Annotated in this window: 18 protein-coding genes and 1 pseudogene; 7 read left to right on the forward strand and 12 right to left on the reverse strand. The window is 64.5% G+C overall.

From position 1 onward, the window contains the following. Positions 1-46 precede the first annotated feature (46 nt). Positions 47-301: pseudogene (locus tag HW932_RS22120) on the reverse strand (hypothetical protein); the annotation flags it as partial. Continuing rightward, the gene (radC, locus tag HW932_RS13435) at positions 228-902 is read right to left on the reverse strand and encodes a RadC family protein (RefSeq protein WP_176977003.1); all 675 of its coding nucleotides are present in this window, start codon (positions 900-902) and stop codon (positions 228-230) included. The pseudogene HW932_RS22120 and the gene radC, both read right to left, overlap by 74 nt. 106 nt (positions 903-1,008) lie before the next feature. Here radC and coaBC point away from each other — a divergent pair, with 106 nt between their 5' ends. Both coaBC and dut read left to right on the forward strand, forming a co-directional pair. Next, positions 1,009-2,220 carry a bifunctional phosphopantothenoylcysteine decarboxylase/phosphopantothenate--cysteine ligase CoaBC gene (coaBC, locus tag HW932_RS13440; protein ID WP_176977004.1) on the forward strand — a complete coding sequence of 404 codons (1,212 nt, stop codon included), beginning with the start codon at positions 1,009-1,011 and terminating at the stop codon, positions 2,218-2,220. Beyond that, on the forward strand, positions 2,204-2,662 hold the full coding sequence (dut, locus tag HW932_RS13445; protein ID WP_176977005.1) for a dUTP diphosphatase: 459 nt from the start codon (positions 2,204-2,206) through the stop codon (positions 2,660-2,662). The genes coaBC and dut overlap by 17 nt, the downstream gene beginning before the upstream one ends. 21 nt (positions 2,663-2,683) lie before the next feature. Here dut and HW932_RS13450 read toward each other — a convergent pair whose 3' ends face one another. Then, entirely contained in the window at positions 2,684-4,750 is a 2,067-nt protein-coding gene (locus HW932_RS13450; RefSeq protein WP_176977006.1) for a methyl-accepting chemotaxis protein, read from the reverse strand. Positions 4,751-4,980: 230 nt separating this feature from the next. Between HW932_RS13450 and argB the strand changes: the two genes are divergently transcribed. Further along, positions 4,981-5,877: an acetylglutamate kinase gene (argB, locus tag HW932_RS13455; protein WP_176977007.1), complete on the forward strand. Its 897-nt coding sequence runs from the start codon at positions 4,981-4,983 to the stop codon at positions 5,875-5,877. A 91-nt stretch (positions 5,878-5,968) separates the two neighbouring features. On the opposite strand, the gene HW932_RS13460 is transcribed toward argB, so the two are convergent. From HW932_RS13460 to HW932_RS13485, 6 genes are all read right to left on the reverse strand, one after another. Continuing rightward, the gene (locus tag HW932_RS13460; protein ID WP_176977008.1) at positions 5,969-6,367 is read right to left on the reverse strand and encodes a hypothetical protein; all 399 of its coding nucleotides are present in this window, start codon (positions 6,365-6,367) and stop codon (positions 5,969-5,971) included. 73 nt (positions 6,368-6,440) lie between these two features. Continuing rightward, positions 6,441-7,880, reverse strand: coding sequence for a nitrogen regulation protein NR(I) (ntrC, locus tag HW932_RS13465; RefSeq protein ID WP_176977009.1), 1,440 nt, complete (start codon positions 7,878-7,880; stop codon positions 6,441-6,443). Further along, positions 7,873-8,952, reverse strand: coding sequence for a nitrogen regulation protein NR(II) (gene glnL, locus HW932_RS13470; protein ID WP_176977010.1), 1,080 nt, complete (start codon positions 8,950-8,952; stop codon positions 7,873-7,875). The genes ntrC and glnL overlap by 8 nt, the downstream gene beginning before the upstream one ends. Before the next feature lie 158 nt (positions 8,953-9,110). Next, positions 9,111-9,629, reverse strand: a complete 519-nt coding sequence (locus HW932_RS13475) for a DUF4124 domain-containing protein (RefSeq protein ID WP_176977011.1) — start codon at positions 9,627-9,629, stop codon at positions 9,111-9,113. 41 nt (positions 9,630-9,670) lie between these two features. After that, positions 9,671-11,074: a glutamate--ammonia ligase gene (gene glnA, locus HW932_RS13480; protein ID WP_176977012.1), complete on the reverse strand. Its 1,404-nt coding sequence runs from the start codon at positions 11,072-11,074 to the stop codon at positions 9,671-9,673. 479 nt (positions 11,075-11,553) lie between these two features. Next, positions 11,554-12,708: a cation diffusion facilitator family transporter gene (locus HW932_RS13485; RefSeq protein ID WP_176977013.1), complete on the reverse strand. Its 1,155-nt coding sequence runs from the start codon at positions 12,706-12,708 to the stop codon at positions 11,554-11,556. A gap of 191 nt (positions 12,709-12,899) precedes the next feature. On the opposite strand from HW932_RS13485, the gene glyQ reads away from it, so the two are divergent. The 4 genes from glyQ to HW932_RS13505 are packed head-to-tail and all read left to right on the forward strand — an operon-like array spanning position 12,900 to position 17,214. Continuing rightward, positions 12,900-13,805 carry a glycine--tRNA ligase subunit alpha gene (gene glyQ / locus HW932_RS13490; protein ID WP_176977014.1) on the forward strand — a complete coding sequence of 302 codons (906 nt, stop codon included), beginning with the start codon at positions 12,900-12,902 and terminating at the stop codon, positions 13,803-13,805. 21 nt (positions 13,806-13,826) lie between these two features. After that, positions 13,827-15,902: a glycine--tRNA ligase subunit beta gene (glyS, locus tag HW932_RS13495; RefSeq protein WP_176977015.1), complete on the forward strand. Its 2,076-nt coding sequence runs from the start codon at positions 13,827-13,829 to the stop codon at positions 15,900-15,902. Positions 15,903-15,933: 31 nt separating this feature from the next. Further along, positions 15,934-16,497 carry a D-glycero-beta-D-manno-heptose 1,7-bisphosphate 7-phosphatase gene (gene gmhB, locus HW932_RS13500; protein WP_176977016.1) on the forward strand — a complete coding sequence of 188 codons (564 nt, stop codon included), beginning with the start codon at positions 15,934-15,936 and terminating at the stop codon, positions 16,495-16,497. Positions 16,498-16,506: 9 nt separating this feature from the next. Then, positions 16,507-17,214 (forward strand): lysophospholipid acyltransferase family protein, encoded by a 708-nt coding sequence (locus HW932_RS13505; RefSeq protein WP_176977017.1) that lies wholly within the window; start codon positions 16,507-16,509, stop codon positions 17,212-17,214. 48 nt (positions 17,215-17,262) lie between these two features. On the opposite strand, the gene HW932_RS13510 is transcribed toward HW932_RS13505, so the two are convergent. The 3 genes from HW932_RS13510 to HW932_RS13520 form a co-directional block, all read right to left on the reverse strand. After that, on the reverse strand, positions 17,263-21,378 hold the full coding sequence (locus tag HW932_RS13510; protein WP_176977018.1) for a DNA gyrase subunit B: 4,116 nt from the start codon (positions 21,376-21,378) through the stop codon (positions 17,263-17,265). Positions 21,379-21,578: 200 nt separating this feature from the next. Further along, positions 21,579-22,493: a CHAD domain-containing protein gene (locus HW932_RS13515; RefSeq protein WP_176977019.1), complete on the reverse strand. Its 915-nt coding sequence runs from the start codon at positions 22,491-22,493 to the stop codon at positions 21,579-21,581. A gap of 28 nt (positions 22,494-22,521) precedes the next feature. After that, positions 22,522-24,390 (reverse strand): methyl-accepting chemotaxis protein, encoded by a 1,869-nt coding sequence (locus HW932_RS13520; RefSeq protein WP_176977020.1) that lies wholly within the window; start codon positions 24,388-24,390, stop codon positions 22,522-22,524. Between the last annotated feature and the right edge of the window lie 128 nt (positions 24,391-24,518).

Raw genomic sequence — 24,518 nt, forward strand, 5'->3', positions numbered from 1 at the left:
TCTCGACACCAATCTCGCCGCCCATCCGCTCGACCAGCCGTTGGCTGATCGCCAGTCCCAGACCCGTGCCCCCATAGCAGCGCGTGCTGGAGTTGTCGGCCTGTTCGCAGACCTCGAAGATTCGCTTGCGGGCGCTCTCAAGGGCGAGTGCGACCTGTTCCATCACGAGTTCCAGTCTAATTCGTGCGAGCCCGAGCAGATTTTCAGGCACGGTGAGCGAAAGCGATTCACAGCAGACCGCGCTCGGCAAAGGACGTTCCATCCCCATCGCCGACGATGATGTGATCGAGCACGCGCACATCGATCAGGGCGAGCGCCTCCTTGAGCCGCTGGGTGATGCGCAGATCGGCCTGACTCGGCTCGGCCACGCCCGATGGATGATTATGGGCGAAGATGACGGCGGCGGCATTGGTCTGGATCACACGGCGCACGACCTCGCGCGGATGCACGCTCGCCCCGTCGATGGTGCCGCGAAACAGCTCTTCATAGACGATGACCCGGTGGCGGTTGTCGAGAAAGAGACAGGCGAAGATCTCGTGCGGTGAGCCGTAGAGCCGCAGCTTGAGATAGTCGCGCGTGGCTTCCGGACTGGTCAGCACGTCCTGGCCGCTGATGCGCGTGAGCAGATAGCGGCGGCTGAGTTCGAGCACGGCCTGAAGCTGGGCATACTTGGCGGTGCCCAGCCCTTTTCCATCGCAGAAGCGACGTCGATCGGCGGCCAGCAATCCAGTGAGACCATCGAAGTCGGTCAACAGCTCGCGCGCCAGATCAACCGCGCTCTTGCCTGGAATGCCGGTGCGCAGAAAGATGGCGAGCAGTTCGGCGTCCGACAGTGCACCGGCTCCCCGTTCCAGCAGTTTTTCACGCGGCCGTTCGCCCTCCGGCCAGTCCTTGATCGACATGCTCCCTCCCGCTGTTCGCGTTGAACCTGGCGTCATCCGTCGGCGATGGACCGGCGGATCGGTTAAACTTCCGGCTGCATTCTAGATCAAAATACACGAAAAGCTCATGGAATTGAATCCGGGGTCACGGGTGCTGCTGGGCGTCAGCGCCGGCATCGCCGCTTACAAATCCGTCGATTTGGTGCGCCGTATCAAGGAACGCGGGGCCGAGGTGCGCGTGGTCATGACCGAAGCGGCGGCCGCGTTCGTCGCGCCGCTGACCTTTCAGTCCGTGTCCGGCCATCCGGTGCGCACGACCTTGCTCGATCCGGGGGCCGAGGCCGGCATGGGGCATATCGAGCTGGCGCGCTGGGCGGACTGTTTACTGATCGCGCCGGCCACGGCCGATGTCATGGCGCGGCTGGCGGCGGGTCTGGCGAACGATCTGCTGACGACCGTGGCCCTGGCCTGTGAGGCGCCGCTCTTCATCGCGCCGGCGATGAATCAGGCCATGTGGCGTCATCCCGCAACGCAACAGAATCTGGAGACACTGCGCGCGCGTGGTGTGCATGTCCTGGGGCCGGGCGTGGGTGAGCAGGCGTGTGGGGATCTGGGGCCGGGGCGGATGCTGGAACCGCTGGAGATCGCCGAGGCGCTGTTTCCGCTGGCGGCACGTCCGCTGGTCGACGTGCGCGTGCTGCTGACGGCCGGCCCGACGCGCGAACCGCTCGATCCGGTGCGTTTTCTGGGCAATCGGAGTTCGGGGCGGATGGGATTCGCGCTGGCCGATGCACTGGAGGCGCTGGGTGCTCGGGTCACGCTGATCACCGGCCCGACGTCCCTGCCAGGGCCGCGCGTGACCGAGCGTGTGGATGTCGAAACGGCTTTGGAGATGCACGGTGCCGTCATGTCACGCGCCACCGAATACGACATCTTCGTCGCGACCGCTGCCGTCGCGGACTATCGGTCAGCCGCGCCCGCCGAAAACAAGATCAAGAAGAACGCGGATGAACTGACGCTACGCCTCGTTCGCAACCCGGACATCCTCGCCGAGGTCGCCGCCCTGCCCCTCCCGCCCTTCACAGTGGGCTTCGCGGCTGAGACCGATCGCGTCGAGGAGTACGCGCGCGACAAGCTGAACCGTAAGGGGCTGAACATGATCGCCGCCAATCATGTCGGCGGTGCGCAAGGTGGATTCGAGCGCGCTGAGAATGCCCTGACCGTGATCTGGCACGACGGCCAGCGCGAGCTGCCGATGATGGACAAGACCCGGCTCGCTCGCGAACTGGCCGCACTGATCGCTGAACGCTACCAGGAACACCATGCTGCATCGTCTTGAAATCAAGATTCTTGATTCACGGATTGGCCAGGAATTTCCACTCCCGCAGTATGCGACTACAGGCTCTGCCGGACTGGATCTGCGCGCCATGCCGGAGGCGCCGCTGGAGCTGGCGCCCGGCGGCTGCGAACTCATTCCGACCGGGCTGGCGGTGCACATCGCCGAACCCGGTGTCGCCGGGATGATCCTGCCCCGCTCGGGACTCGGGCACCGTCACGGCATCGTGCTCGGTAATCTGGTGGGCCTGATCGACTCGGACTATCAGGGGCCGCTCATGATCTCGTGCTGGAATCGCGGCGATCAGCCTTTCAGAATCGAGATCGGCGAGCGGATCGCCCAATTCATCCTTGTGCCGATCCTGCACGCCGAGCTGGAGATCGTCGAATCGTTCGAGACTTCAGTGCGCGGTGCGGGCGGATTCGGTCATACCGGACGGCATTAGGACCGCACACGCCGCTGCGCCTCACACCTTGAAGCGTCCGACGCGCGCATTCTGCTCGCTCGCCAGTTCTTCGAGCCGCTGCGCGGCCTGACGGCTCTCCATCGCATTGCCGGAGACCTGGTCGACGAGCTGCACGATGTTGGTCAGATTGCGGTCGATCTCGGCGGCCACGGCACTCTGCTCCTCGGCGGCGCTGGCGATCTGGATCCCCATGTCCTTGATCGCGGCTACGGATCGCGCAGTGGTCTCGATCGCGTCGGCGGCCTCGGCCACGGCATCCAGACTCTCCTGGGTCTTGTGCCGCCCGGTCTCCATCACCCCCACGGCCTGCCGGGTGCCGCTCTGGAGACGTTCGATCATGGCCTGGATCTCGTGCGTGGAGTTCTGGGTACGACCGGCCAGCGTGCGGACCTCGTCCGCCACCACCGCGAAGCCTCGACCCTGCTCGCCGGCACGCGCCGCCTCGATGGCGGCGTTGAGGGCGAGCAAGTTGGTCTGGCCCGCGATCTCACCGATCACGTCCAGGATGGCGCTGATGGCGTTGGCATCGTCGGAGACCCGCGCCATGGCCGAGGTCGCGGACTGCATCTGCTCCGAGAGCCGCTGCATGGCCTCCACGGCGCGCGTGACGGCGGTGCGTCCGACCTCGGTCTGCTGATCGGCCTGACAGGTGGCGTCGGCCGCCTGACTGGCATGACGCGCTACCTCGGCCACCGTAGCGGTCATTTCGTTCATGGCCGTGGCGACCTGATCGGTTTCGGACTGCTGTCGCTGAACGATGTCAGCCGTGTGGACGCTCGTTGTCGACAGCTGATCGGCCGAGCTGGCGACCTGATGCCCCCCCTCGGCCAATTGCCGGATCAATTCGCGCAGCTTGCCCTGGAAGCCATTGAAGGCGCGTGCCAGGTCAGCGAGTTCATCCCGGCCGGTCGAGTCGAGGTCGTGCGTGAGGTCGCCCTCCCCCTCCGCGATGTCGTACAGCGCCAGGCTGAGTCGACGGATAGGACGCACCATCAGACCGGCGACGAACAGCATGAGTCCCGCTCCCAGGGTCACGCAGAGCAGGGCGACCCCGATCATGGCGCCGATGGCATTCCGCCCTTCTCGAGCGGCCTCGTCCGCTTGAGCCGTGATGTGCTCCAGCGGCAGCGTCAACTGGATGCCCCAGGGCAGAGAGGCCTCACTGAAGCGCACCGGCACCACGGCCATCAGATGCACTTCATCTTCCTCGACCAGGGGTCGGGCGGCCTGGATCACCTGGAGATCCTGCTCCCAGTCTTCGTGCAGCGCCGAGAGCGGTTGACCGATGAGCTGAGGCTGACCGCTGGCAGCCACGATGCGGCCATTGTGGGCGACGAGGACGATCCGGGCCTTCCCGTCATACAGCTCCTTGGCGGCGTCGTCGATCAGACGCTGTAGATGATCGAGCGCCAGATCCACGCCGGCGATGCCTTGGAAGCGTCCGTCGATCAGGATGGGCACGACCAGCGAGGTGAGCAGCACCTCCTTGCCCTGGACGTTGTAGGCATAGGGGTCGAGCACCTGCTCGGTACGGCTGGATTTGGGCAACAGATAGTAGTCGCCGGCGCCGGGTGTTTCGTAGTCGACCAGGGGTTCGAGAGCGAGCGTGCCGTCGGCGGCCCGGCTCCAGTAGGGGATGAAGCGTCCGCTGGCATCGCTGTTCGGCTGGTTGGCGAAGTCGGCGTCGCGGCCGTCGAAGGCATTGGGCTCCCAGGCGGTATAGACGCCGAGGAAATCGGGGTGGCCACGCAGCACGGCCTGTAGCATGCTGTCGACGGCCTGACGCCCCGTCCCGTCCGTGTCGGGTGACGCCGGGGCGGTCGCCAGCGTGTACGCCAGAACCCGCGCGCTCTGCAAGGCCGGCGTCAGGGCGGCTTCGATGGTCTTGGCCTGGGTCTCGGCGCTATTCAGAAGCAGTTGCTCGAAGCGCGAAAACGCTGTCTGACGCTGCTGGGCGACCTGGCGCTCCAGAATCCAGACCGCGTAGAGCGTGAGCGCCGTACCCAGCAGAATGAGCGAGAGCGCCGATACGGCGGCGATCTTGAAGCGAAGCGAGCGAAGATTCATAGCTCCTCCAGTAGGAGTCTTCGTAAACAACCGGAACCGCTGTTCCCCCGGTCGAGCCGTGCCAGCGGTCCTAAGTGTAGCGACTGAAAACGACCGATGTTCCAACCCGGGACAAGAGGCCGGACCGTCATCGCCTGCGCACGGCCATGACGCCGGCTTGACGCCCGACATGGCCTGCCGTAGGTTCAGCGGCACAGTCCCGCTTCCGTTTTCGATGAGACCCCGACCCGATGACAATCCCAACCGAACGCGCCCAGACCATCGCCCATGTCCTGATCGAGGCGCTGCCCTACATCAAGCGCTTCCAGGGCAAGACCATGGTGATCAAATACGGCGGCAACGCCATGGTCGACGAGGCGCTGAAAGAAGGCTTCGCCCGCGACGTGGTGCTGATGAAACTCGTCGGCATCAACCCGGTGATCGTACATGGCGGCGGTCCACAGATCGGCTCGCTCCTGAGCCGGCTCGGCAAGGCCAGTGAATTCGTGCAGGGAATGCGCGTGACCGATTCCGAGACCATGGACGTGGTCGAAATGGTGCTCGGCGGTCTGGTTAACAAGGAGATCGTCAACTTCATCAACCGGCACGGCGGCTCGGCTGTGGGGCTGACCGGCAAGGATGGCGACCTGATCCGCGCGCGCAAGCTGCTCATCAAACGCGACGCCCCGGAACTGCACGCGCCCGAGATCATCGATATCGGTCATGTGGGCGAGGTCGAGAGCATCGATCCGGCTATCATCCACATGCTGACCAAGAGCAACTTCATCCCGGTGGTCGCGCCGATCGGTGTGGGCGCCGATGGGCATTCCTACAACATCAACGCCGATCTGGTCGCCGGCAAGATGGCTGAGGTGCTGCGCGCCGAGAAGCTGCTGCTCCTGACCAACACCGCCGGTCTGCTCGACGCTGAGGGCCAGCTCATCTCCGAGCTCGACGTCGGGCGCGTGCAGACGCTGATCGAGGAAGGCGTGATCCACGGCGGCATGCTGCCCAAGATCCGCTGTGCCATCGAAGCCGTGCAGTCGGGCGTGAAGTCGGCGCACATCATCGACGGGCGGGTGGAGCACGCCGTCATGCTCGATCTCTTCACGGATACCGGCGTGGGCACCCTGATTCGGGGCCGCTGACACGGCTCTACTGCACAACGACAGTCGAGCCATCCGAGCCTCTCTCCGCTGGCGGGAGAGGGGTTGGGGAGAGGGGAAAGAGGGCGGTGCCTCAGCCGGGACGCAGATGCTCGATGTATTTGGGCGTGTCGAGCATCGTCAGTCGCGCCGCACTGCCATTGGCGATCAGGCGCGCGGCCGTTCCCTCGAAGTGCAGCTCGCAGCAAATATGCCCGCGACTCTCGAAGGGAACGGGGATCATGTCGCGATAGGTGTAGATGTTCTCGTCGAGATCGCCGCCGGCACAGACCAGCGGCCCTTCCGGCGGGCGCTCGGCGACTTCAGCCCCTTCGATCACCAGACGGCCGGCCTGCCACCAGCGCGTGCGCTCGGCCGAGCCGGTCATGCTCTTGACCAGATAGGCGCGTGCGAAGCGGATCTCGACCCGATCGCCGTCATAGTCGATCGACTCGATCTCGGAGCCATTGAGTTCGATACTGCTACTGTCCAACGCGGTTCTCCCGTGTTGCTGAAAACCAATACGAGCCTCGGACCGGCCGGAAGTCCTCAGAGTCCTGTCCGAATCACTGAGACGCCTCGGAAGCCCCATCTTCATCACCCACTAGATCCGGCTCCAGACGCAATTCCTTGAGCTTACGAGTGAGAGTGTTGCGTCCCCATCCCAGGAGCCGCGCCGCATCCTGACGTCGCCCGCCGGTCTGTTCGAGCGCGGTCTGGATCAGGATGCGTTCGAAGGCCGGCAAGGCGGTGTCGAGCAGCCCCTCGCGGCCTTCCTTGAGCCGTTGTCGCGCCCAGCGGCGCAGACCCTGCTCCCAGGACTCGTCGCGGACGCTCTCGCTCAGACCGGCATTGAGTTCGGGCGGCAGATCCTCGGCATGGACGTGCTTGCCGGAGGCCATGACGGTCAACCAGCGGGCGGTATTCTCCAATTGTCGCACATTGCCCGGCCAGTCGAACTGCTGGAGCCGGTCGACAGCGTCCGGCAGCAGCACCTTGGATTCGCAACTCAGCTCGCGCGCGGCCTGAGCCAGGAAGTGACGCATCAGCAACGGGATGTCCTCGCGCCGGTTGCGCAGGGCCGGCAGCTGGATGCGGATGACGTTGAGCCGGTGGAACAGGTCCTCGCGAAAGCGTCCCTCGCGCACGAGCTGTTCAAGGTTCTGATGCGTCGCCGCGATGATGCGAACATCGACCTTGATCGGCGCCATGCCGCCGACGCGGTAGAACTCGCCGTCGGCCAGCACCCGCAGCAGTCGGGTCTGCAACTCGGCCGGCATGTCGCCGATCTCGTCGAGAAAGAGGGTACCGCCGTCAGCCTGCTCGAAGCGACCCTCACGCCTTGCCTGAGCGCCGGTGAAGGAACCGCGCTCGTGGCCGAAGAGTTCAGACTCCAGCAGATCGCGCGGAATAGCGGCCATGTTGAGCGCGATGAATGGCCGCTCGCTCCTTGGACTGTGACGATGCAGGGCATGGGCGACCAGTTCCTTGCCCGTGCCCGACTCGCCATTGATGAGCACCGTGATGTTCGAGCGCGCCAGACGCCCGATGGCGCGAAAGACGTCCTGCATCGCCGGCGCCTCGCCGATGATGTCTGGTCCGCGCGTGACACTGGCCTCCTCGGCGCGTTCCTCGCGTCCACGCCGACAGGCCCGGCTGACCTGGGAGACGGCCTCATCGAGATCGAACGGCTTGGGCAGGTACTCGAAGGCTCCGTCCTGGAAGGCCGAGACCGCGCTGTCCAGATCCGAGTGCGCGGTCATGATGATCACCGGCAGCCCCGGATAGCGGCTCGTCACCTGACGCAGCAGTTCCAGCCCGTCGATCCCCGGCATCCGGATGTCGGTGAGGATCACATCGGGCTGCTCGCGCTGGAGCGATTCCAGGATGCCGACTCCATTGGAGAAACACGTCACCTGCATCTCGGCCTTGCGCAGTGCCCGATCGAGAACCCAACGAATCGAGCGGTCGTCGTCGATGACCCAGACATTCGGTGCTCTAGTCATGGCTCGGCTCCAAGGGAAGGTAGACATGGAAGATGGTATCGCCCGGCTGACTCTCGCACTCGATCAAGCCGCCGTGCTGATTGATGAGTTCCTGGGCGATCGAGAGTCCGAGTCCTGTTCCATCCGGACGGCCCGAGACCATGGGATAGAAGATCCGATCGCGGATCTCCTCAGGGATGCCCGGCCCATTGTCCCGAACCTGGATCTGCAGAACCAGTTTGTGACGGCGGCTGCCGATGGTGAACTGTCGAAGCACGCGCGTCTTGAGTTGCAGACAGCCGTGCTGACCGGCCGCCGTCGCCGCGTTGCGCGCCAGATTGAGCAGGGCCTGGATCAACCGATCCTGATCGGCGATGAAGTCCGGGATGCTCGGATCATAGTCACGATGTACTTTGGGTCCACGCGGAAACTCGGCCAGGATGAGCGTGCGCACGTGTTCCAGCACGTCATGGATGTTCACCGGCGTGCGGCGCGGCAGACGATGCGGGCCGATCATGCGGTTCATCAGCGCCTGCAAGCGGTCGGCCTCGTCGATGATGATGCGGGTGTATTCGCGCAAGGCGGCATCCGGCAGTTCGCGCTCCAGGAGCTGGGCGGCGCCGCGCAGTCCGCCGAGCGGATTCTTGATCTCATGGGCCAGGCCGCGCAGCAGGGCCTGGGTCGCCTGGTGTTGCGACAGCAACTGTTCCTCGCGCGTGATCCTGAGCTGGCGGTCGACCTGATAGAGCTCGACCAGCACTTCCTTCTCCGCATCAAAATGGTGCAGCGGTAAGACGGTGCAGTTCACTGTTTTGGTGCGTCCGTCGCCGATCAGGATATTGATCTCGCGCTCGGTGAAGGGATGACAGGAGGCGAGCGCTTCGTTCAGGCGCTCCTCGACGCTCGCATCCGGACAGGGCAGCAGACACGCGGCCGGCTGACCCAGCAGATGGCGCGCGCTGACCTCGAACAGTACCTCGGCGGCTGGATTGAGGTACTTCAACCGCAGTTGGGCGTCGAACAGCATCACGGCCGTATTGAGATGATCGAGGATCCGGCGCTCGAGCGTCGGTCTGGTCACGTGAGTCGTCATCCATTTGATCCTGAGGGTTCTTGGCTTCGCGGGACGCAAGGCACAGGCCGTTCCCTGTGAGTACGGACGAAGGTCGCCGTTGCCGGCGAAACAAGCAAATACAGCGCCAGTCTTCGAGCCAAGCGCACGAGACCGCCATGAAACACAAGGCCGGCGGATCAGGGCAGTTGGCCGGGCGCCCTGGGCTGACGAACTTGGAAGGTGCGGGGGGCGGATTGCGCGACGATCCGATCGTCGGCGCCACGGATCTGGAACTGAAGCCGATGACGGCCGGCACCGAGTCCCGTCAGCTTGAACTGGGTATGAGCGCCCTCGACCGGAAGCGCATTCCCGTCGAGCAGCAGGAGCAGGCGATGACCGCCGATGAGGGAGGGATCGATCTGCAAACTCACCGGGATCCCCGACTCGCTCTCGGTCAGGATCTCATCGAGGCCGGGGGAGAGGATGTCGAGTGCGGCATAGGGACCGCGATAGGCTTCGTCGGGCGAGCTTGGGCCAAGCGAGGCGGACGAAGTCGAGCCGGTGGGTGCACTGAAACGCACATCGACCCGTTCAGCTTCCCGCGTCTGACGATCGGAGAAATGGACCCGTCCCTCGGCGTCGACCCAGCGATAGATCTCCGCGTTGGACGGCGAGCAGACGAGCAGCGAAAGGAGGATCGGCGCGGGTCTGAGCATGGTCTAAAGACTAGCCCAACCGCGCCGATCCGAACAGCCTTTTAGAGGCTGTAGTACATGTCGAACTCGACCGGATGGGTCGTCATGCGCATGCGCGTGACTTCCTTCATCTTGAGCTCGATGTAGGCATCGATCAGGTCATCGGTGAATACACCGCCGGCGGTCAGGAAGTCGCGATCCTGGTCGAGATACTCCAGCGCCATGTCGAGCGAATGGCAGACGGTCGGGATCGCCTTGGCCTCTTCGCGCGGCAGGTCGTAGAGATCCTTGTCCATGGCGTCGCCCGGATGGATCTTGTTCTGGATGCCGTCGAGACCGGCCATCATCATCGCCGAGAAGGCCAGATAGGGGTTGGCGGTGGCATCCGGGAAGCGCACCTCGATACGACGCGCCTTGGGGCTGGAGACGTGCGGGATGCGGATCGAGGCCGAGCGGTTGCGTGCCGAGTAGGCGAGCATGACCGGCGCTTCGAAGCCGGGCACCAGACGCTTGTAGGAGTTGGTCGAAGCGTTGGTGATGGCGTTGAGCGCGCGCGCGTGCTTGATGATGCCGCCGATGTAGTAGAGGGCCAGATCGGACAGACCGCCGTACTTGTCGCCGGCGAACAGGTTCTGACCGTCCTTGGCGAGCGACTGGTGGACGTGCATGCCGCTACCGTTGTCGCCGACCAGCGGCTTGGGCATGAAGGTCGCGGTCTTGCCATAGGCGTGAGCGACGTTCTGCACCACGTACTTGAGGATCTGGTTCCAGTCGGCGCGCTTGACCAGGGTGCTGAACTGGGTGCCGATCTCGCACTGGCCGGCGGTGGCGACCTCGTGGTGGTGCACTTCGACCGGCACGCCCATCTCTTCGAGCGTCAGGCACATGGCCGCGCGCAGATCGTTGAGCGAGTCGACCGGCGGAACCGGGAAGTAACCGCCCTTGACGCTCGGACGATGGCCCATGTTGCCGTCGGGGAAGACGCGCTCGGAGTTCCAGCCGGCTTCCTCGGAGTCGACCTTGTAGAAGCAGCCGCTCATGTCGGCGCCCCAGCGGATGTCGTCGAGGATGAAGAACTCGGGCTCGGGACCGAAGAAGGCGGTGTCGGCGATGCCGGTCGACTTCAGATAGGCCTCGGCGCGCTTGGCCACCGAACGCGGATCGCGCTCGTAGCCCTGCATGGTGTCGGGCTCGAGGATGTCGCAGCGGACGATGAGCGTGGCCTCATCGGAGAAGGGGTCCATGACCGCCGTGTCGGCCTCGGGCATCAGCACCATGTCGGAGGCCTCGATGCCCTTCCAGCCGGCGATCGAGGAGCCGTCGAACATCTTGCCGTCCTTGAACACGTCCTCATCGACGGTGTGGGCCGGCACGGAGACGTGCTGCTCCTTGCCACGGGTGTCAGTGAAGCGAAAATCGACGAATTTCACTTCATTTTCTTTGATCATCTTAATGACGTCAGTCATTCGAATTGTCTCCGCTACGTGGTATCTACGAACAGTCTGGCCGGCCAACGCGATGCACTCTAAATCGATCCGCTAAGGCTCGATGCGGGAGCCTAGCAGGTCGCGTCGCGCGTCGCACGAAATCGGTCATCCCGAATGATGGTGGTTGCCATGGTCGTTGGCATCGATCCGCGACCCGGTGGGCTCGCCATCGCCTCGCGCCCATTAAGCAACGAACAAGCCAATAAGAGGCATCCAGGATCGTCAAGTGGAGGGCGCCAGACCATCACTTCCGAGTTGGGCCATTAATTCATTAAAAAACATTGGTTTGAGTTTCGGGCTTGGTTTCGACATGGCGCGTTCGGCTTGGTGCGCCGCTCTCCAGCTTGACCAAGCCCGATCGCCACGCGAGCGATCCGCACTCTAAATGCACTCAAATGGACGGGGGCGCACTTTTTTGCACCAAAAAAGCGCGAAACTCCAGTTCACTCCAAGATGGGTCATCCAAAGTAGACCCGAACCCGACCAAAAGCCGAATCCTCACGCAGGGCCTCCGCCAGTTCGGCGCACAGCCGCTTAGGATCGGAACCCGTGCGCTGACAAGCCGTGATCGGAAAGAAGACCTCGACCTCGATTCGTCCACCCAGATAGTGCAGCAGCAGGCGCTGGCGCTCGTTGGCGGCCGGAATCGCCGACCACAGCGAAGCGAGTCGTGCCAGGGCTTCGGCACGCAACGGTAGTGGGGGCACCTCCGGCTTGCTTGCATCGTCCTCGGGATCGATATGGACGGTTACGTCCGTCATGTCCGAGATCTCGCGCTTGAGTCGCTGCTCGACCAGGACACTGATCATATGGCCTTCAGAGACGCTGATGTCGGGGTCGACCAGCACATGGACATCGGCCGAGACCTGTCCGCCGAGCCGGCGCGTGCGCAGCATATGGATGTCGCGCACGCCGCCGACCGAGCGGATGGTCTGCGCGACCTCGGTGATGCGTTCGGATTCCAGTCCGGTGTCCACCAGCTCGCTGATCGCACCCCAGCCCAATTCCCAGGCGATGCGCGCGATCATCAGCGCGACGATGAAGGCGGCGATGGCATCCAGATAGGTCAGACCCGCCATGGTGCCGGCAATACCGATCAGCACCACGATCGAAGAGATGGCATCGCTGCGATGATGCCAGGCATTGGCGCGCAGCAGATCCGAGCGCACCCGTTTGGCATAGCCGAGCGTCCACCAGTAGAGCCATTCCTTCGCGCCGATCGAGGCCAGGGTCGCGGCGAGCGCCAGGGCGTCGGGTTTCAGCAGCGCGTCCGGCTCGAAGAGTCGATGCACGGCATCCCAGCCGATGCCGAGGGCGATCAGCAGCAGCAGCGTTCCGAGGGCCAGGGTGGCGACGGTCTCGTAGCGTGCGTGCCCATAGGGATGGTTCTGATCGGGCTGCTGACTGGCATGATGTCCGGCGACATAGACCAGTACGTCCGAGAGCAGATCGGACAGCGAGTGGATGCCGTCGGCGATCAACGCCTGCGAGTGACCCAGGAGTCCGGCGAAGATCTTGATCACCGACAGCACCAGATTGAGGACGGCGCCGACGATGGAGGTGCGTGAGATCGCCTGACGGCGTTCGAGCGTGGCGGCTGAGGGGGCGTTCACGAGGCTGGATTATCTCGATCGATGACGATTGGCTCGGACGCGCAGTATACGCTGCCGGCGTCCACTGGCCCATGCGTGCGTCGTCTCCAACGAACGGATTCGACCGCGATCGGTGATCGGGTCGGGCACATCGGCGAGCGACCGAATATACTGTGCGACTTTGCCGAACAAAGCCCTCACAGGAGTCCATCTTGAGCCGCGAATCCGAGGATCTCTCGACCTTCCAGGGTCTCATCTTTGCGCTCGAGCGCTACTGGGCCGATCTCGGGTGCGTCGTCGTCCAGCCCTTCGACATGGAGGTGGGCGCGGGTACCTTCCATCCGTCCACCTTCCTGCGCTCGATCGGACCCGAGCCGTGGCGCAGCGCCTATGTCCAGCCCTCGCGCCGTCCGACCGACGGACGCTATGGCGAGAATCCCAACCGGCTCCAGCACTACTATCAGTTCCAGGTGGTGCTCAAGCCCTCGCCGCTCGACATCCAGGAGCTGTATCTGAACTCGCTGCGCCGGCTGGGCATCGATCCGCTGGTGCACGACATCCGCTTCGTCGAGGACAACTGGGAGTCGCCCACGCTCGGCGCCTGGGGGCTGGGCTGGGAGGTGTGGCTCAACGGCATGGAAGTCACCCAGTTCACCTATTTCCAGCAGGTCGGCGGACTCGACTGCCGGCCCGTGACCGGCGAGATCACCTATGGTCTGGAGCGCATCGCCATGTATCTCCAGGAGGTCGAGAGCGTCTACGATCTGGTCTGGAGCCGCTCGCCGGCGGGCGTCGTCACCTATGGAGACGTCTACCATCAGAACGAGGTCGAGCAGTCGACCTACAACTTCGAGCTGGCCGACACCGCCGCACTGTTTGCGCAGTTCGACACCCATGAGCGCATCAGCGGCGAGCTGATCGAGCGCGGTCTGCCGCTGCCGGCCTATGAGCAGGTGCTCAAGGCCTCGCACACCTTCAATCTGCTCGACGCGCGCGGAGCGATCTCGGTCACTGAGCGCCAGCGTTTCATCCTGCGGGTGCGCACACTCTCGCGTGCTGTCGCCCAGGCCTATTACGACAAACGGGAGGCGCTCGGCTTCCCGATGCTGCAATCTTGAGCGGGAGAGGTTCTTTTGGATATGTCGACGACTGATCTGCTCATCGAGATCGGGACCGAGGAACTCCCGCCGATCGCCCTGCCCGTCCTGTCGCGCGCCTTCACGGAAGGTTTTCGCGACCAGCTCAAGACCAACGGGATCGGGTTCGAGACGATCGAATCCTTCGCCGCGCCACGACGTCTGGCCCTGTTGATCCAGGGCATCCAGACGCGCCAGCCCGATCAGGAGAACGTGCGCCGGGGTCCGGCGGTCCAGGCGGCGTTTGATGCGGAGGGCCAGCCGACCAAGGCTCTGCTCGGCTTCGCGCGCTCCTGTGGGGTCGAGGTCGAGGCGCTGGGACGCGAGGAGACCGACAAGGGAAGCTGGCTGGTTCATCGCAGCGTTACGCCCGGTCGGGAGACGGCCCAACTGGTGCCGGACATGACCGAGGCCGCACTCGCGGGGCTGCCGATCCCCAAGCGGATGCGCTGGGGTGATCGCAGCGAAGAGTTCGTGCGCCCGGTGCACTGGGTCTGTCTGCTGCTCGGCACCGAACCCGTCGCGGGCACGGTCATGGGTCTGCCCGCCGAGACCCGCACCCGTGGTCATCGCTTCCATCACCCGGCGCCGATCGCCATCGGCCAGGCGTCGGACTATGCCGCGACCCTGCGCGAACAGGGCCGGGTCGAGCCGTCCTTCGAGCTTCGGCGCGAGCGCATCCGCGAGCAGGTCATGAGTCTCGCGGCTTCCAACGGACTGCGGGCGCGCATCGCCCCCGAGCTGCTCGACGAGGTCACGGCTCTGGTCGAGTGGCCGCAGGCGCTGCTGTGCAAGTTCGACGAGCGCTTCCTGGAGATCCCGCCGGAAGTGCTGATCGAGACCATGCAGAGCAACCAGAAGTATTTCCCGGTCGAGGACATGAACGGGGCGCTTCAAGCCCACTTCATCACTGTGGCCAATATCGAGAGCCGCGACCCCGATCAGGTGCGCGCCGGCAACGAGCGCGTCATCCGTCCGCGTTTCTCCGACGCCGCCTTCTTCTGGTCGCAGGATCTCAAGCAGCCGCTCGAAGCCTTCGCGCCCCGGCTGGAGACCGTGGTCTTCCAGGACAAGCTCGGCACCCAAGCAGCCAAGTGCGCGCGCGTGGCCCGACTCGGACGCGAGCTGGCCCCGACGATCGGCGTCGATGCGGCGCTGGTCGAGCGCGCCGCCGCGCTGTCCAAGTGCGACCTCATGACCGCGATGGTGTTCGAGTTCCCCGGACTCCAGGGCATCATGGGGCGCTATTACGCCGAGCGATCGGGCGAAGACGCCTGTGTCAGCGCGGCGATGGAGGATCAGTACCGGCCGCGCTTCGCCGGTGACGACCTGCCGGCCAGTCCCTGCGGCCGGGCGCTGGCGCTCGCCGACCGGCTCGACACCCTGGTCGGCATCTTCGGCATCGGACTGCGCCCGACCGGCACCAAGGACCCCTATGCCCTGCGCCGCGCCTCGATCGCGGTGCTCCGGCTGCTGATCGAGACCCCGCTCGACCTGGATCTGCGCGACCTGCTCGAACGCGCCGCCGCCGGTTTCCCGGCCGGTCTCCTGGCCGAGGACACGGTCGAGGCGGTCCTGGGCTACATGCTGGAGCGTCTGCGCGGCTATTACAGTGACCGGGTGGTCGCGGTCGATACGGTCGAGTCGGTCATCCACACGGGCGTGACCAACCCCTGGGATCTGGACCGGCGCATCGTGGCCGTCACCCAGTTCCGCCGTCTGCCCGCCGCCGATGCCCTGGCGGCGGCCAACAAGCGTATCCGCAACATCCTGCTCAAGGCCGATCCGGCTGACCTGACCGAAGGTGGACCGAACCCGGCGCTGCTGGTCGAGGTGCCCGAACAGCGGCTGGCCGAACGGATCGCCGAACTCGAAACGCGGGTCGAGCCGCTGGCCCAGGCACGCGACTATGTTGCGATCCTTGAGACCTTGGCCGAGCTGCGCGAGGACGTCGACGCCTTCTTCGACGAGGTCATGGTGATGGCGGAAGACCCGGCCACGCGGCGCAACCGGCTCCAGTTGCTGCGATCGCTGTCGGCGCTGTTCCTGCGCGTGGCCGACATCTCGCGGCTTCAGTGACGGCCGGACCACGACCAGAATCGGCGCCCACATGACCGATCGGCTCGTCATCCTCGACCGCGACGGCGTCATCAACCAGGACTCCGACGACTACATCAAGTCGCTGGACGAATGGATCCCGATCCCCGGCAGCATCGAAGCCATCGCACGGCTGTCGCATGCCGGCTTTCGGGTCGCGGTCGCCACCAACCAATCGGGACTGGCGCGCGGACTGTTCAAGCTCGAAATGCTCAACGCCATCCATCAGCGCTTGCGCGAGCGCGTGGAGGCCGAGGGCGGGCGCATCGAACTGATCGCCTTCTGTCCGCACGGACCCGACGACGGCTGCGATTGCCGCAAGCCGCGTCCGGGACTGCTGCTGGAGATCGCCGCGCGCTTCGATGTGGAATTGGCCAGCGTCCCCTTCATCGGCGACTCGCTCGGCGACATCCAGGCCGCGCGTGCTGCCGGCGCCCGACCCTGGCTGGTGCGTTCCGGCAAGGGCGAGCGCACCCTGGAACGTCTGCGTGAGCAGGGCATGGACAACGAATCGCGCGACATCCCGATCTATCCCGACCTCAACGCCGCCGCCACCGCGCTCATCGACACCCTCTAGGCTGAACTTATGACCCTGCTGCGTTCCCTGCTGTTTCAGCTGATCCTGATCGGATCGAGCCTGTTGTATTCGCTCGCGATCCTGGCGCTCGGGTCCGGCGACTCGGGCCGGCGCGCACCACGCCTGGCGCGCTCCTGGGCCAGAGTCAATCTCAAGGCGTTGAAGATCCTCTGCGGGCTGGACTATCGCGTGCACGGCCTGGAGCATTTGCCCACAGACAATGCGATCGTGCTCTGCAAGCACCAGTCCGCCTGGGAGATCCTCGCGCTCAGAGCGCTGCTGCCGCCGGAACAATCCTGGGTACTCAAGCAGGAGCTGATCCGCATCCCGGTCTTCGGTCAGGCGCTCAAGCGGTTGAGTCACATCGCGATCGATCGTGCGGCCGGACGGCGCGAGATCACCCGTCTCATCCGCGAGGGCAGCGCATTACTGGAAGGCGGGCACTGGGTGGTGATCTTCCCCGAGGGTACGCGGGTCGCGCCCGGAACCCAGGGCAGCTACAACATCGGCGGCGCCCTGCTCGCCGAGCGCACAGGGCGACCCGTGGCGCCCATCGCCCACAATGCCGGTGTCTTCTGGGGACGTCGGAGTCTGGTCAAGCGTCCTGGAACCATCGATCTGGTGATCGGCCCGAGCATCCAGACCCAGGGGCGCAAGGCCACCGATATCAACGCCGAGGTCGAGCGCTGGATCGAGCAGACCGTCGCGAGGCTCTAGCGTCGGAATGCCTGGGCCGGTTCTCGACCCAGGCCCCAACCCTGGAACTCAGATATCGAGATTGCCGACGTTCAGCGCATTGCGCTCGATGAACTCGCGGCGCGGCTCGACCTGATCGCCCATGAGGGTGGTGAAGATCTGGTCGGCCGCGACGGCGTCCTCGATAGTCACCTTCAGCAGACGACGCATCTCCGGATTCATGGTGGTTTCCCACAACTGCTCCGGGTTCATCTCACCCAACCCCTTGTAACGCTGGATGCTGTAGCCGCGTTGAGCCTCGGCCAGCAGCCAGCGGATGGCCTCGCCGAGATCAGCGATCTCCTTGATTTTCTCGCCGCGTCGCACGAAGGCGCCCGGCTGGATCAGGCCATCGAGCTTGAGGCCGAACTCACGCAGTCGGGCGTAATCGGCGGTGTTGAAGAAATCGAGCGGGATGATTCGCGTCTCGGGGATGCCGTGGATGAGCCGGATCAGCTCGAGTCCGCGTGACTGACCTTCGGTCGGCTCACTGAGGCGCAGGACATAGCGCAGGGAGACGGATTCGGCGGCATTCAGCCGTGCCTCCATGGTCCGGCACCAGTCGGCCAGTCGCTCGCTGTCGGACAGGAGCGAGGCATCGACCGGCGGCGTGCGGACCAATTCGTCCAGGAAGGTCGCGTCATAACGCGATGCCAACCGACGCACGATGTTGACCGTGACCTGATAATCCTTGGCCAGTGCCTCCAGAGCTGTATTCGCCAGCGCGGGAGCCTCAGCATTGACATGCAGTTCGGCCCCGTCGAGCGCCGATTGCAGCATGGCTCCATTGAGCGCCGCCTCGTCGAGCAGATAGTCCTCCTGCTTGCCTTTTTTCAACTTGTAGAGCGGAGGTTGGGCAATATAGATGTGTCCGCGCTCGACCAATTCGGGCATCTGGCGATAGAAGAAGGTCAGGAGCAGCGTGCGGATATGCGCTCCGTCTACGTCCGCGTCTGTATTGTGGCAGCAGATTCCACCCAGACCGGCGATGAAGTTCTCGTCGTCCTCGACCGAGAAATCGTAGACCTGGCCGTTGCTGGCCTCCACCGGAGTGATGGACTCGATCGGCAATGCGATCAGGTCGCCGTCGAGCGTCTCGAAGCGACGGTTGACCGAAGGCGCGGTACTCTGTAAGCGCTCATCCAGCGCCTCGGAGCCCGGCAGATCGGACCAGACGGCACGCAGACGCGCCAGATCCTCGCGCGCGCTGACCGTCAGGATCCAATGCGGATGGCGGGTGACACAGGGTTGACCACGGATCTCGCGCACCACGCCATCCGGTTCGTAATACGACAGCGACGCCACGACGCCGAAGGACGACAACAGGTAGGACAAGCCGCTCGCCAGATCGCGCGAGGAGGTCGCGAAGCCCAACCGTCCACCCGCGAGCGTGCCGTCACCCTGAAGATAGCCGCGTATAAAGGCCAGACGCAGCGGCTCGTCGACGCTGAACACCAGATCCGGAATGGCCTTGTCGATGGCGTTGGTATTGGTGAAACCGAACAGATGGCGCCAGGCCAGCACCGCGACCCGGTTGGTCAGACGCAATTCGGTGACGCGATCCTGACTAGTGTAGACCTGGGCTTGCAGGCCGAAAGTCTGCTCCAGCACACGGCGCAGTTCAGGCAGGATTGCCTGATTACGCGCACCGATGGCGAAACGGATGCCGCCACGCTCAGAGCAGGAACCCTCGGCCAGATAGAACCCGAGCAGCCAGAGCAGATCGGCGTTCACCTTGATGAAACGTGCCATGCCTCGATCGGCGTAGTGCTTAGGTGTCAGTTCTAGATCAGTCCGCGTACCGAAGCCGCTCACGGCCTCGCCATCGAGATCACTCAGTTTGACATAGGGACGCACCTGATTGGCCGGCGCACCACGATACTGCGTCGCCCAGGTCTGTTCCAGACGGCCCGGAACGACCTTGACCTGATCCATGATCCGGTCCACATCCGCACCGACGGCCTCCAGATAGGCGATCCAGCGGTCCAATCTCGGTCTGGATTGGCCGTTCTCCCAGGCATGGATGGTCACGGGCTGGCGGATGCCGATTTGTTTGCAAAGCGAACGCACGGTCTGACCGCTGGCACGGCGCAAGGCGGCAACCTCGGCGCCCACAGCGATCGGCAGTTCGACACGCGGCGAGACGAGTTCGGCATCGTCCGCGTACTGGGCCAGCACACGCGCCTTGTGACACTCCTCGACCGCCGCGCCACGCAACCAAATCTGCGCCGCCGCTTCAGGAATGGCATGCAGCACACTCAGGACATCGAGACGCTCCGGGGCCGTGACCGGGAACGATAGCGAACGAGGCGCGACGATCCGGTCGCCCGCGCACAGCTCATCGCCACGCTTGAGTCGGATCTGCTGATCTTCGTAGACGAAAACGCTGTGACTGGCCGTCACACGCACCGAGCGACCATAGGCCGACTTGACCTCGTAGAGCGGCTCGTGGAGCGGATGACGGATCACAGCCTTGATGGGGCGGAAGCGGGTCAGCCGATCCTCCATGCCGAAGCACAGCACTTCGCCCAAGTCGGCATCGGCGCGCTTGCAATAGTCGTCGCCAGACGCTTCAGGTAGGGCCGCGTCGATGAAGTCGCCGATACGGGTCATGCGCACGTTCCCCCCCGGATCGCGCACGAAGACGTGCTCCTCGGCATCGACGCTCATGATGATGACGCGGTGATAACGCAGATTGTCCGGGTTGTATTCCTCGCGCCCGATGCCGCAGCCGAGCGCGGTGATCAGGGTGCCGACCTCGGCCGAGGACAGCATCTTGTCGAAGCGCGCCTTCTCGACGTTCAGGATCTTGCCCTTGAGCGGCAGGATGGCCTGGAAGGCGCGGTCGCGGCCCTGCTTGGCCGAGCCGCCGGCCGAGTCGCCCTCGACCAGATAGAGTTCGGACTTGGCCGGGTCTTTCTCCTGGCAGTCGGCAAGCTTGCCCGGCAGTCCGGCGATGTCGAGCACGCCCTTGCGCCGTGTCATCTCACGCGCCTTGCGGGCGGCCTCACGCGCGCGCGCCGCTTCGAGCATCTTGCCGGCGATGACCTTGGCCTCGTTGGGCTGCTCTTCCAGGAAGGTGCCCAGATGCTCGACCACCAGCGACTCGACCACCGCCTTGACCTCGGAAGACACCAGCTTGTCCTTGGTCTGCGACGAGAACTTGGGATCCGGCACCTTGACCGAGAGCACCGCCGTCAGTCCCTCGCGCGCGTCATCCCCGATCGGGCGGATCTTCTGGTTCTTGTCCAGTCCCTCGCGCTCGATGTAGCCGTTGAGCGTGCGCGTGAGTGCTGCGCGCAGACCGGCCAGATGGGTGCCGCCGTCACGCTGCGGGATGGTGTTGGTGTAGCAGAAGATGGTTTCCTGATAGCTGTTGTTCCACTGGATCGCCAGCTCGACGCCGATGTCCTGACGCTCGGTGCTGAAATAGACGACCGTCGGGTGGATCGGCTCCTTGTTCTGGTTGAGATTCTCGACGAAGGCGCGGATGCCGCCTTCGTACTCGAACACATCGTGCCGCCCGCTGGCTTCGTCGCTCAGGGCGATGCGCACGCCCGAGTTCAGGAACGACAGCTCGCGCAGACGCTTGGCCAGGATGTCATAGTGGAAATCGAGATTGGAGAAGATCTCGCCCGAGGGATAGAAGCGGATCTCGGTGCCGGTCTCTTCGGTGTCGCCGATGACGCGCAACGGATAGACCGGCTCGCCGAGACGATATTCCTGCTCATGGAGATGACCGCCGCGCCGGATGCGCAGATACAGCCGCTCCGAGAGTGCGTTGACCACGGACACGCCCACGCCGTGCAGACCGCCCGAGACCTTGTAGGAGTTGTCGTCGAACTTGCCGCCGGCGTGGAGCACGGTGAGGATGACCTCGGCGGCCGAGCGGTTCTCCTCGGCATGGATGTCGACCGGGATGCCGCGTCCGTCATCGACGACCGAGACCGAGCCGTCGGCGTGGAGCGTCACCGAGACCGTGGAACAGTAGCCGGCGAGCGCCTCGTCGATCGAATTGTCCACGACCTCGAAGACCATGTGGTGCAGGCCGGTGCCGTCGTCCGTGTCGCCGATGTACATGCCCGGACGCTTGCGGACCGCATCCAGTCCGCGGAGCACTTTGATGTTCGTGGAGTCGTAGGTCATGGATCTGAGCCGTTCGTGATTTGAAGAGAAGCGGGACGCCCTATATCGAGCGGAAGGCGAGGCCGGGCGCATATGAGACACCAGCGGCAACGACATCAGGGGCGTGCCGGACGCTCCATTATACGGGACGGTGCGACTCGGCACCGAACCCAAAGCGCCGATTCAGCCTCACGCCGAGGGGAACGATGCTGGCGGGCGTGTCACCAAGGCCGTTCGAGGCGCCGAAACTCCCGCCACCGCTCCTCGAAGCCTTTCAGGAGATCGTAGGCTTGATGGGTGCGCCAGCCGATCAGGGCGCCCGAATAGCGGATGACCTCGACATCGGATTCATCCGCGAGCAGCTCGGCGAGCAGATCGGACATGACCGCCACGTCGTTGAGTACGCCCAGTAGATCCTGGAGTCCTTTCAGGCGACTGATGAAGTCGTCGAGACCCGGAACGATGGGGGCAAAGAACTCGGCGGCATACCGCAGTTTCTTGCATTCGATGCGCAACAGATGCATCTGCTCCGGATCGCTCCGATCCATTCCCAGACCCGCCTCCAGCACATGGCGCATGAGACGATCCAGCCGCTTGCGCGCGTATTGCACGATCGGTCGTTCGAGCGTGCGACGCTCCTGCCGTGACAACTCGGCCCGATTCCAGGCGGCCTGTCCGAACCAGTCGGGAAAGTCGAGCTTGAAGGTCATATAGCGCTCGCTGTCGAGCATCGCGCGCACCGGCTCATAGGCCGCTGCCCGGCGCCGTTCGGCGAGCGCCGCCAGATGCGCGCCGCCGGACAGCGGCAGCCGGTTGCGAATGGCCGCCAGACCCTCATCGATGAGGACGTCGAGATCCCGTGCCGGACCGAGCTGGTTAGCGATCCAGCGCAGTTCATCGCTCCAGGGTTGGCTGACGGTCTTGGGCACCGCCGTGCGGAAGGCCGACAGCGCGGCGCGCATCCGTCGCGAGCTGACCCGCATCTGGTGCACGCCCTCGGTGTCGTCCCAGGAGCGGGCCTGCTCCTCCCACGACAGCATGGCCTGGAAATCGTGGCACAGGATCTCGGCCAGCGCCTCGCTCACCGTCAGACCCGTATGCACGGGGGCCGGTTTTTCGCTCTTGCGCCTGTTCATGGAATCTCCCGTCGTTCACGCATCGCCATCAGTTGAGCCGGAAGTAGGCCACTTGCTCGCGCAGTGTATGCGAGAGACCGCTCAGATGCTCGCCCTGCCCGAATCCCGACTCAGCCGCCTCCGCATGATCCTGCGCCAGGGTCGCGATTTGATTGATGGCCACGGCGATCTCCTCGGCCATGCGGCTCTGTTCCTCGGCGGCGCCGGCGATCTGATGGGTCATGTCGGTCAGGATCGACACGGACTCGGAAAAGGCATCCAGGTTCTGAACCGCCTGACCATAGTGATCGATGCTTTGTCGGGCGCGGTCACGATTGGCATGGATGACCTCGACAGCCGCACTGGAACTACTGCGTAGCGCGCCGATCAGGGCTTCGATCTCCTCGATCGAATGCTGGGTGCGTTGCGCGAGCTGACGCACCTCGTCGGCGACCACGGCGAAGCCGCGACCATGCTCACCGGCGCGCGCCGCCTCGATCGAGGCATTCAGCGCCAGCAGGTTGGTCTGGCCGGCGATCTCGCGGATCACACCGAGCACGTTGCCGACCGACTGGCTGCGATCGGCCAGACTCAGAACCACCTCGGCGGCCTGGTCGATCTCATGGGCCAGGGCTTCGATCACTTGTGTGGTCTGATCGAGAATCCGGCGACTGTGCTCGATGCGCCGGCGAGCGTCGCTGGTGGCGTCGACCGCGCAACTGGTGTGGTTGGCGACCTCCTGCGCCGCCTTGGCCAGCTCAGTGACCGCGTGATCCACATGGCCGGTCTCGGCTTTCTGGCGGTCGAACTGGATCTTGCTGGTCTCGGCCAGACGCACCATGCGCCCGGCCGAATCATGCAGATCGCCGCTGGCCACATGCAGATGCCCGATGATGTGACGCAGGCGCTCGGCCATGCTCTGCAGGGCACGCATCAATTTGCCGACCTCGTCCCGGCGTCTGGTGTCGAAGGAGACGTTCAGATCGCCCTCGGCCAGCGTGGACACCGTGTCGATGGCGGCGTATAGGGGGCGCAGGGCATGGCGCATATAGTAGAACAGGCCCAGGGACGCCAGAATCAGCAGCAGGGCGACCCCGCTATAGGCGATGAGCTCGAAGCGACGCTGTTCAAGATGCACAGCCGTATCGTCGGCGACGCTGACCAGATGCGCCAGCGGCCGTCCGTCGACGCCGGGCAGCGGCAGCAGCGTGGCGGTATAGGTGGCTGTATCGACGGTTCGGGTCTGGCGCTCGATCTGGCCCAATGTCGGCCAAGTCAAGCCCAGACGTTCGAGGAGTTCAGGGCGGGTGCCCTCGAACAGTGCGCCTTCGGCGCTGACCACATAGACCTCGGCGCCCTGGATGCCCTTGAACCGTTCCAGGACCGTGCTCAGTGATTTCTGGAACACGACCGTACCAATAGGGTCATGGCGTACCAGCAGCCTGAACACCAGCAGAGCGGCGGGCTCACCCCGAGCGTCATGCCCGAGGCCATGCCTTGGCTGGTCGTCGTCGGCCACGGCCTCGACCAGAGCTCGTAAATCATTGGAGACCGCCGAGGCGTCGTCGCCATACAGCAGTTCGCCGTTGACGCCGAACACGGCGAGCCGATCGAAATAGCCCTGTTCGCCGACCAGATTGACCAGGGACTCGACAGCCTGACGTGCCGTCTCGGCATCGCCGCTCCTGAGTGCCTGCCGCAGTGCGAAGTCGCGCTCGAAGTCGACCATGCCCGTGTTCATGTGTTCGAACAGGCGTTCCAGACTTTGATCCCAGACCAGAGTACGGCCTGAGGCGGCTTCCTGAGTCAGGCGTTGTTCGAGTCGGAGGTTGCCGGCATGAGCGACCAGGATCAGGGCGGCGGCGACCGTCAGAGTGACGAGGATCGCTGCGAGGGTAACACTTTTTCGGATAGTCATGAGTCGCTCGGCGTCTCGGTGGCCGATGGAGAGGGAGGCGCGATGGATGCAACAGCTGGGCGGTTGGAGGGCTGCATTACAGCAGACCCATGTGACCGGCTGATGACGACTGAGGACGGGGCAGAACC

It is taken from the genome of Allochromatium humboldtianum (assembly GCF_013385175.1).
Classification (GTDB): domain Bacteria; phylum Pseudomonadota; class Gammaproteobacteria; order Chromatiales; family Chromatiaceae; genus Thermochromatium; species Thermochromatium humboldtianum.

Coding starts and splice junctions, on each gene's coding strand:
- glnA (WP_176977012.1), bottom strand. CDS start 11,074: ATGACTGACGTCATTAAGATGATCAAAGAAAATGAAGTGAAATTCGTC.
- radC (WP_176977003.1), bottom strand. CDS start 902: ATGTCGATCAAGGACTGGCCGGAGGGCGAACGGCCGCGTGAAAAACTG.
- HW932_RS13520 (WP_176977020.1), bottom strand. CDS start 24,390: ATGACTATCCGAAAAAGTGTTACCCTCGCAGCGATCCTCGTCACTCTG.
- glyS (WP_176977015.1), top strand. CDS start 13,827: ATGTCGACGACTGATCTGCTCATCGAGATCGGGACCGAGGAACTCCCG.
- glnL (WP_176977010.1), bottom strand. CDS start 8,952: ATGACGACTCACGTGACCAGACCGACGCTCGAGCGCCGGATCCTCGAT.
- argB (WP_176977007.1), top strand. CDS start 4,981: ATGACAATCCCAACCGAACGCGCCCAGACCATCGCCCATGTCCTGATC.
- HW932_RS13510 (WP_176977018.1), bottom strand. CDS start 21,378: ATGACCTACGACTCCACGAACATCAAAGTGCTCCGCGGACTGGATGCG.
- HW932_RS13475 (WP_176977011.1), bottom strand. CDS start 9,629: ATGCTCAGACCCGCGCCGATCCTCCTTTCGCTGCTCGTCTGCTCGCCG.
- ntrC (WP_176977009.1), bottom strand. CDS start 7,880: ATGACTAGAGCACCGAATGTCTGGGTCATCGACGACGACCGCTCGATT.
- dut (WP_176977005.1), top strand. CDS start 2,204: ATGCTGCATCGTCTTGAAATCAAGATTCTTGATTCACGGATTGGCCAG.
- HW932_RS13505 (WP_176977017.1), top strand. CDS start 16,507: ATGACCCTGCTGCGTTCCCTGCTGTTTCAGCTGATCCTGATCGGATCG.
- gmhB (WP_176977016.1), top strand. CDS start 15,934: ATGACCGATCGGCTCGTCATCCTCGACCGCGACGGCGTCATCAACCAG.
- coaBC (WP_176977004.1), top strand. CDS start 1,009: ATGGAATTGAATCCGGGGTCACGGGTGCTGCTGGGCGTCAGCGCCGGC.
- HW932_RS13515 (WP_176977019.1), bottom strand. CDS start 22,493: ATGAACAGGCGCAAGAGCGAAAAACCGGCCCCCGTGCATACGGGTCTG.
- HW932_RS13450 (WP_176977006.1), bottom strand. CDS start 4,750: ATGAATCTTCGCTCGCTTCGCTTCAAGATCGCCGCCGTATCGGCGCTC.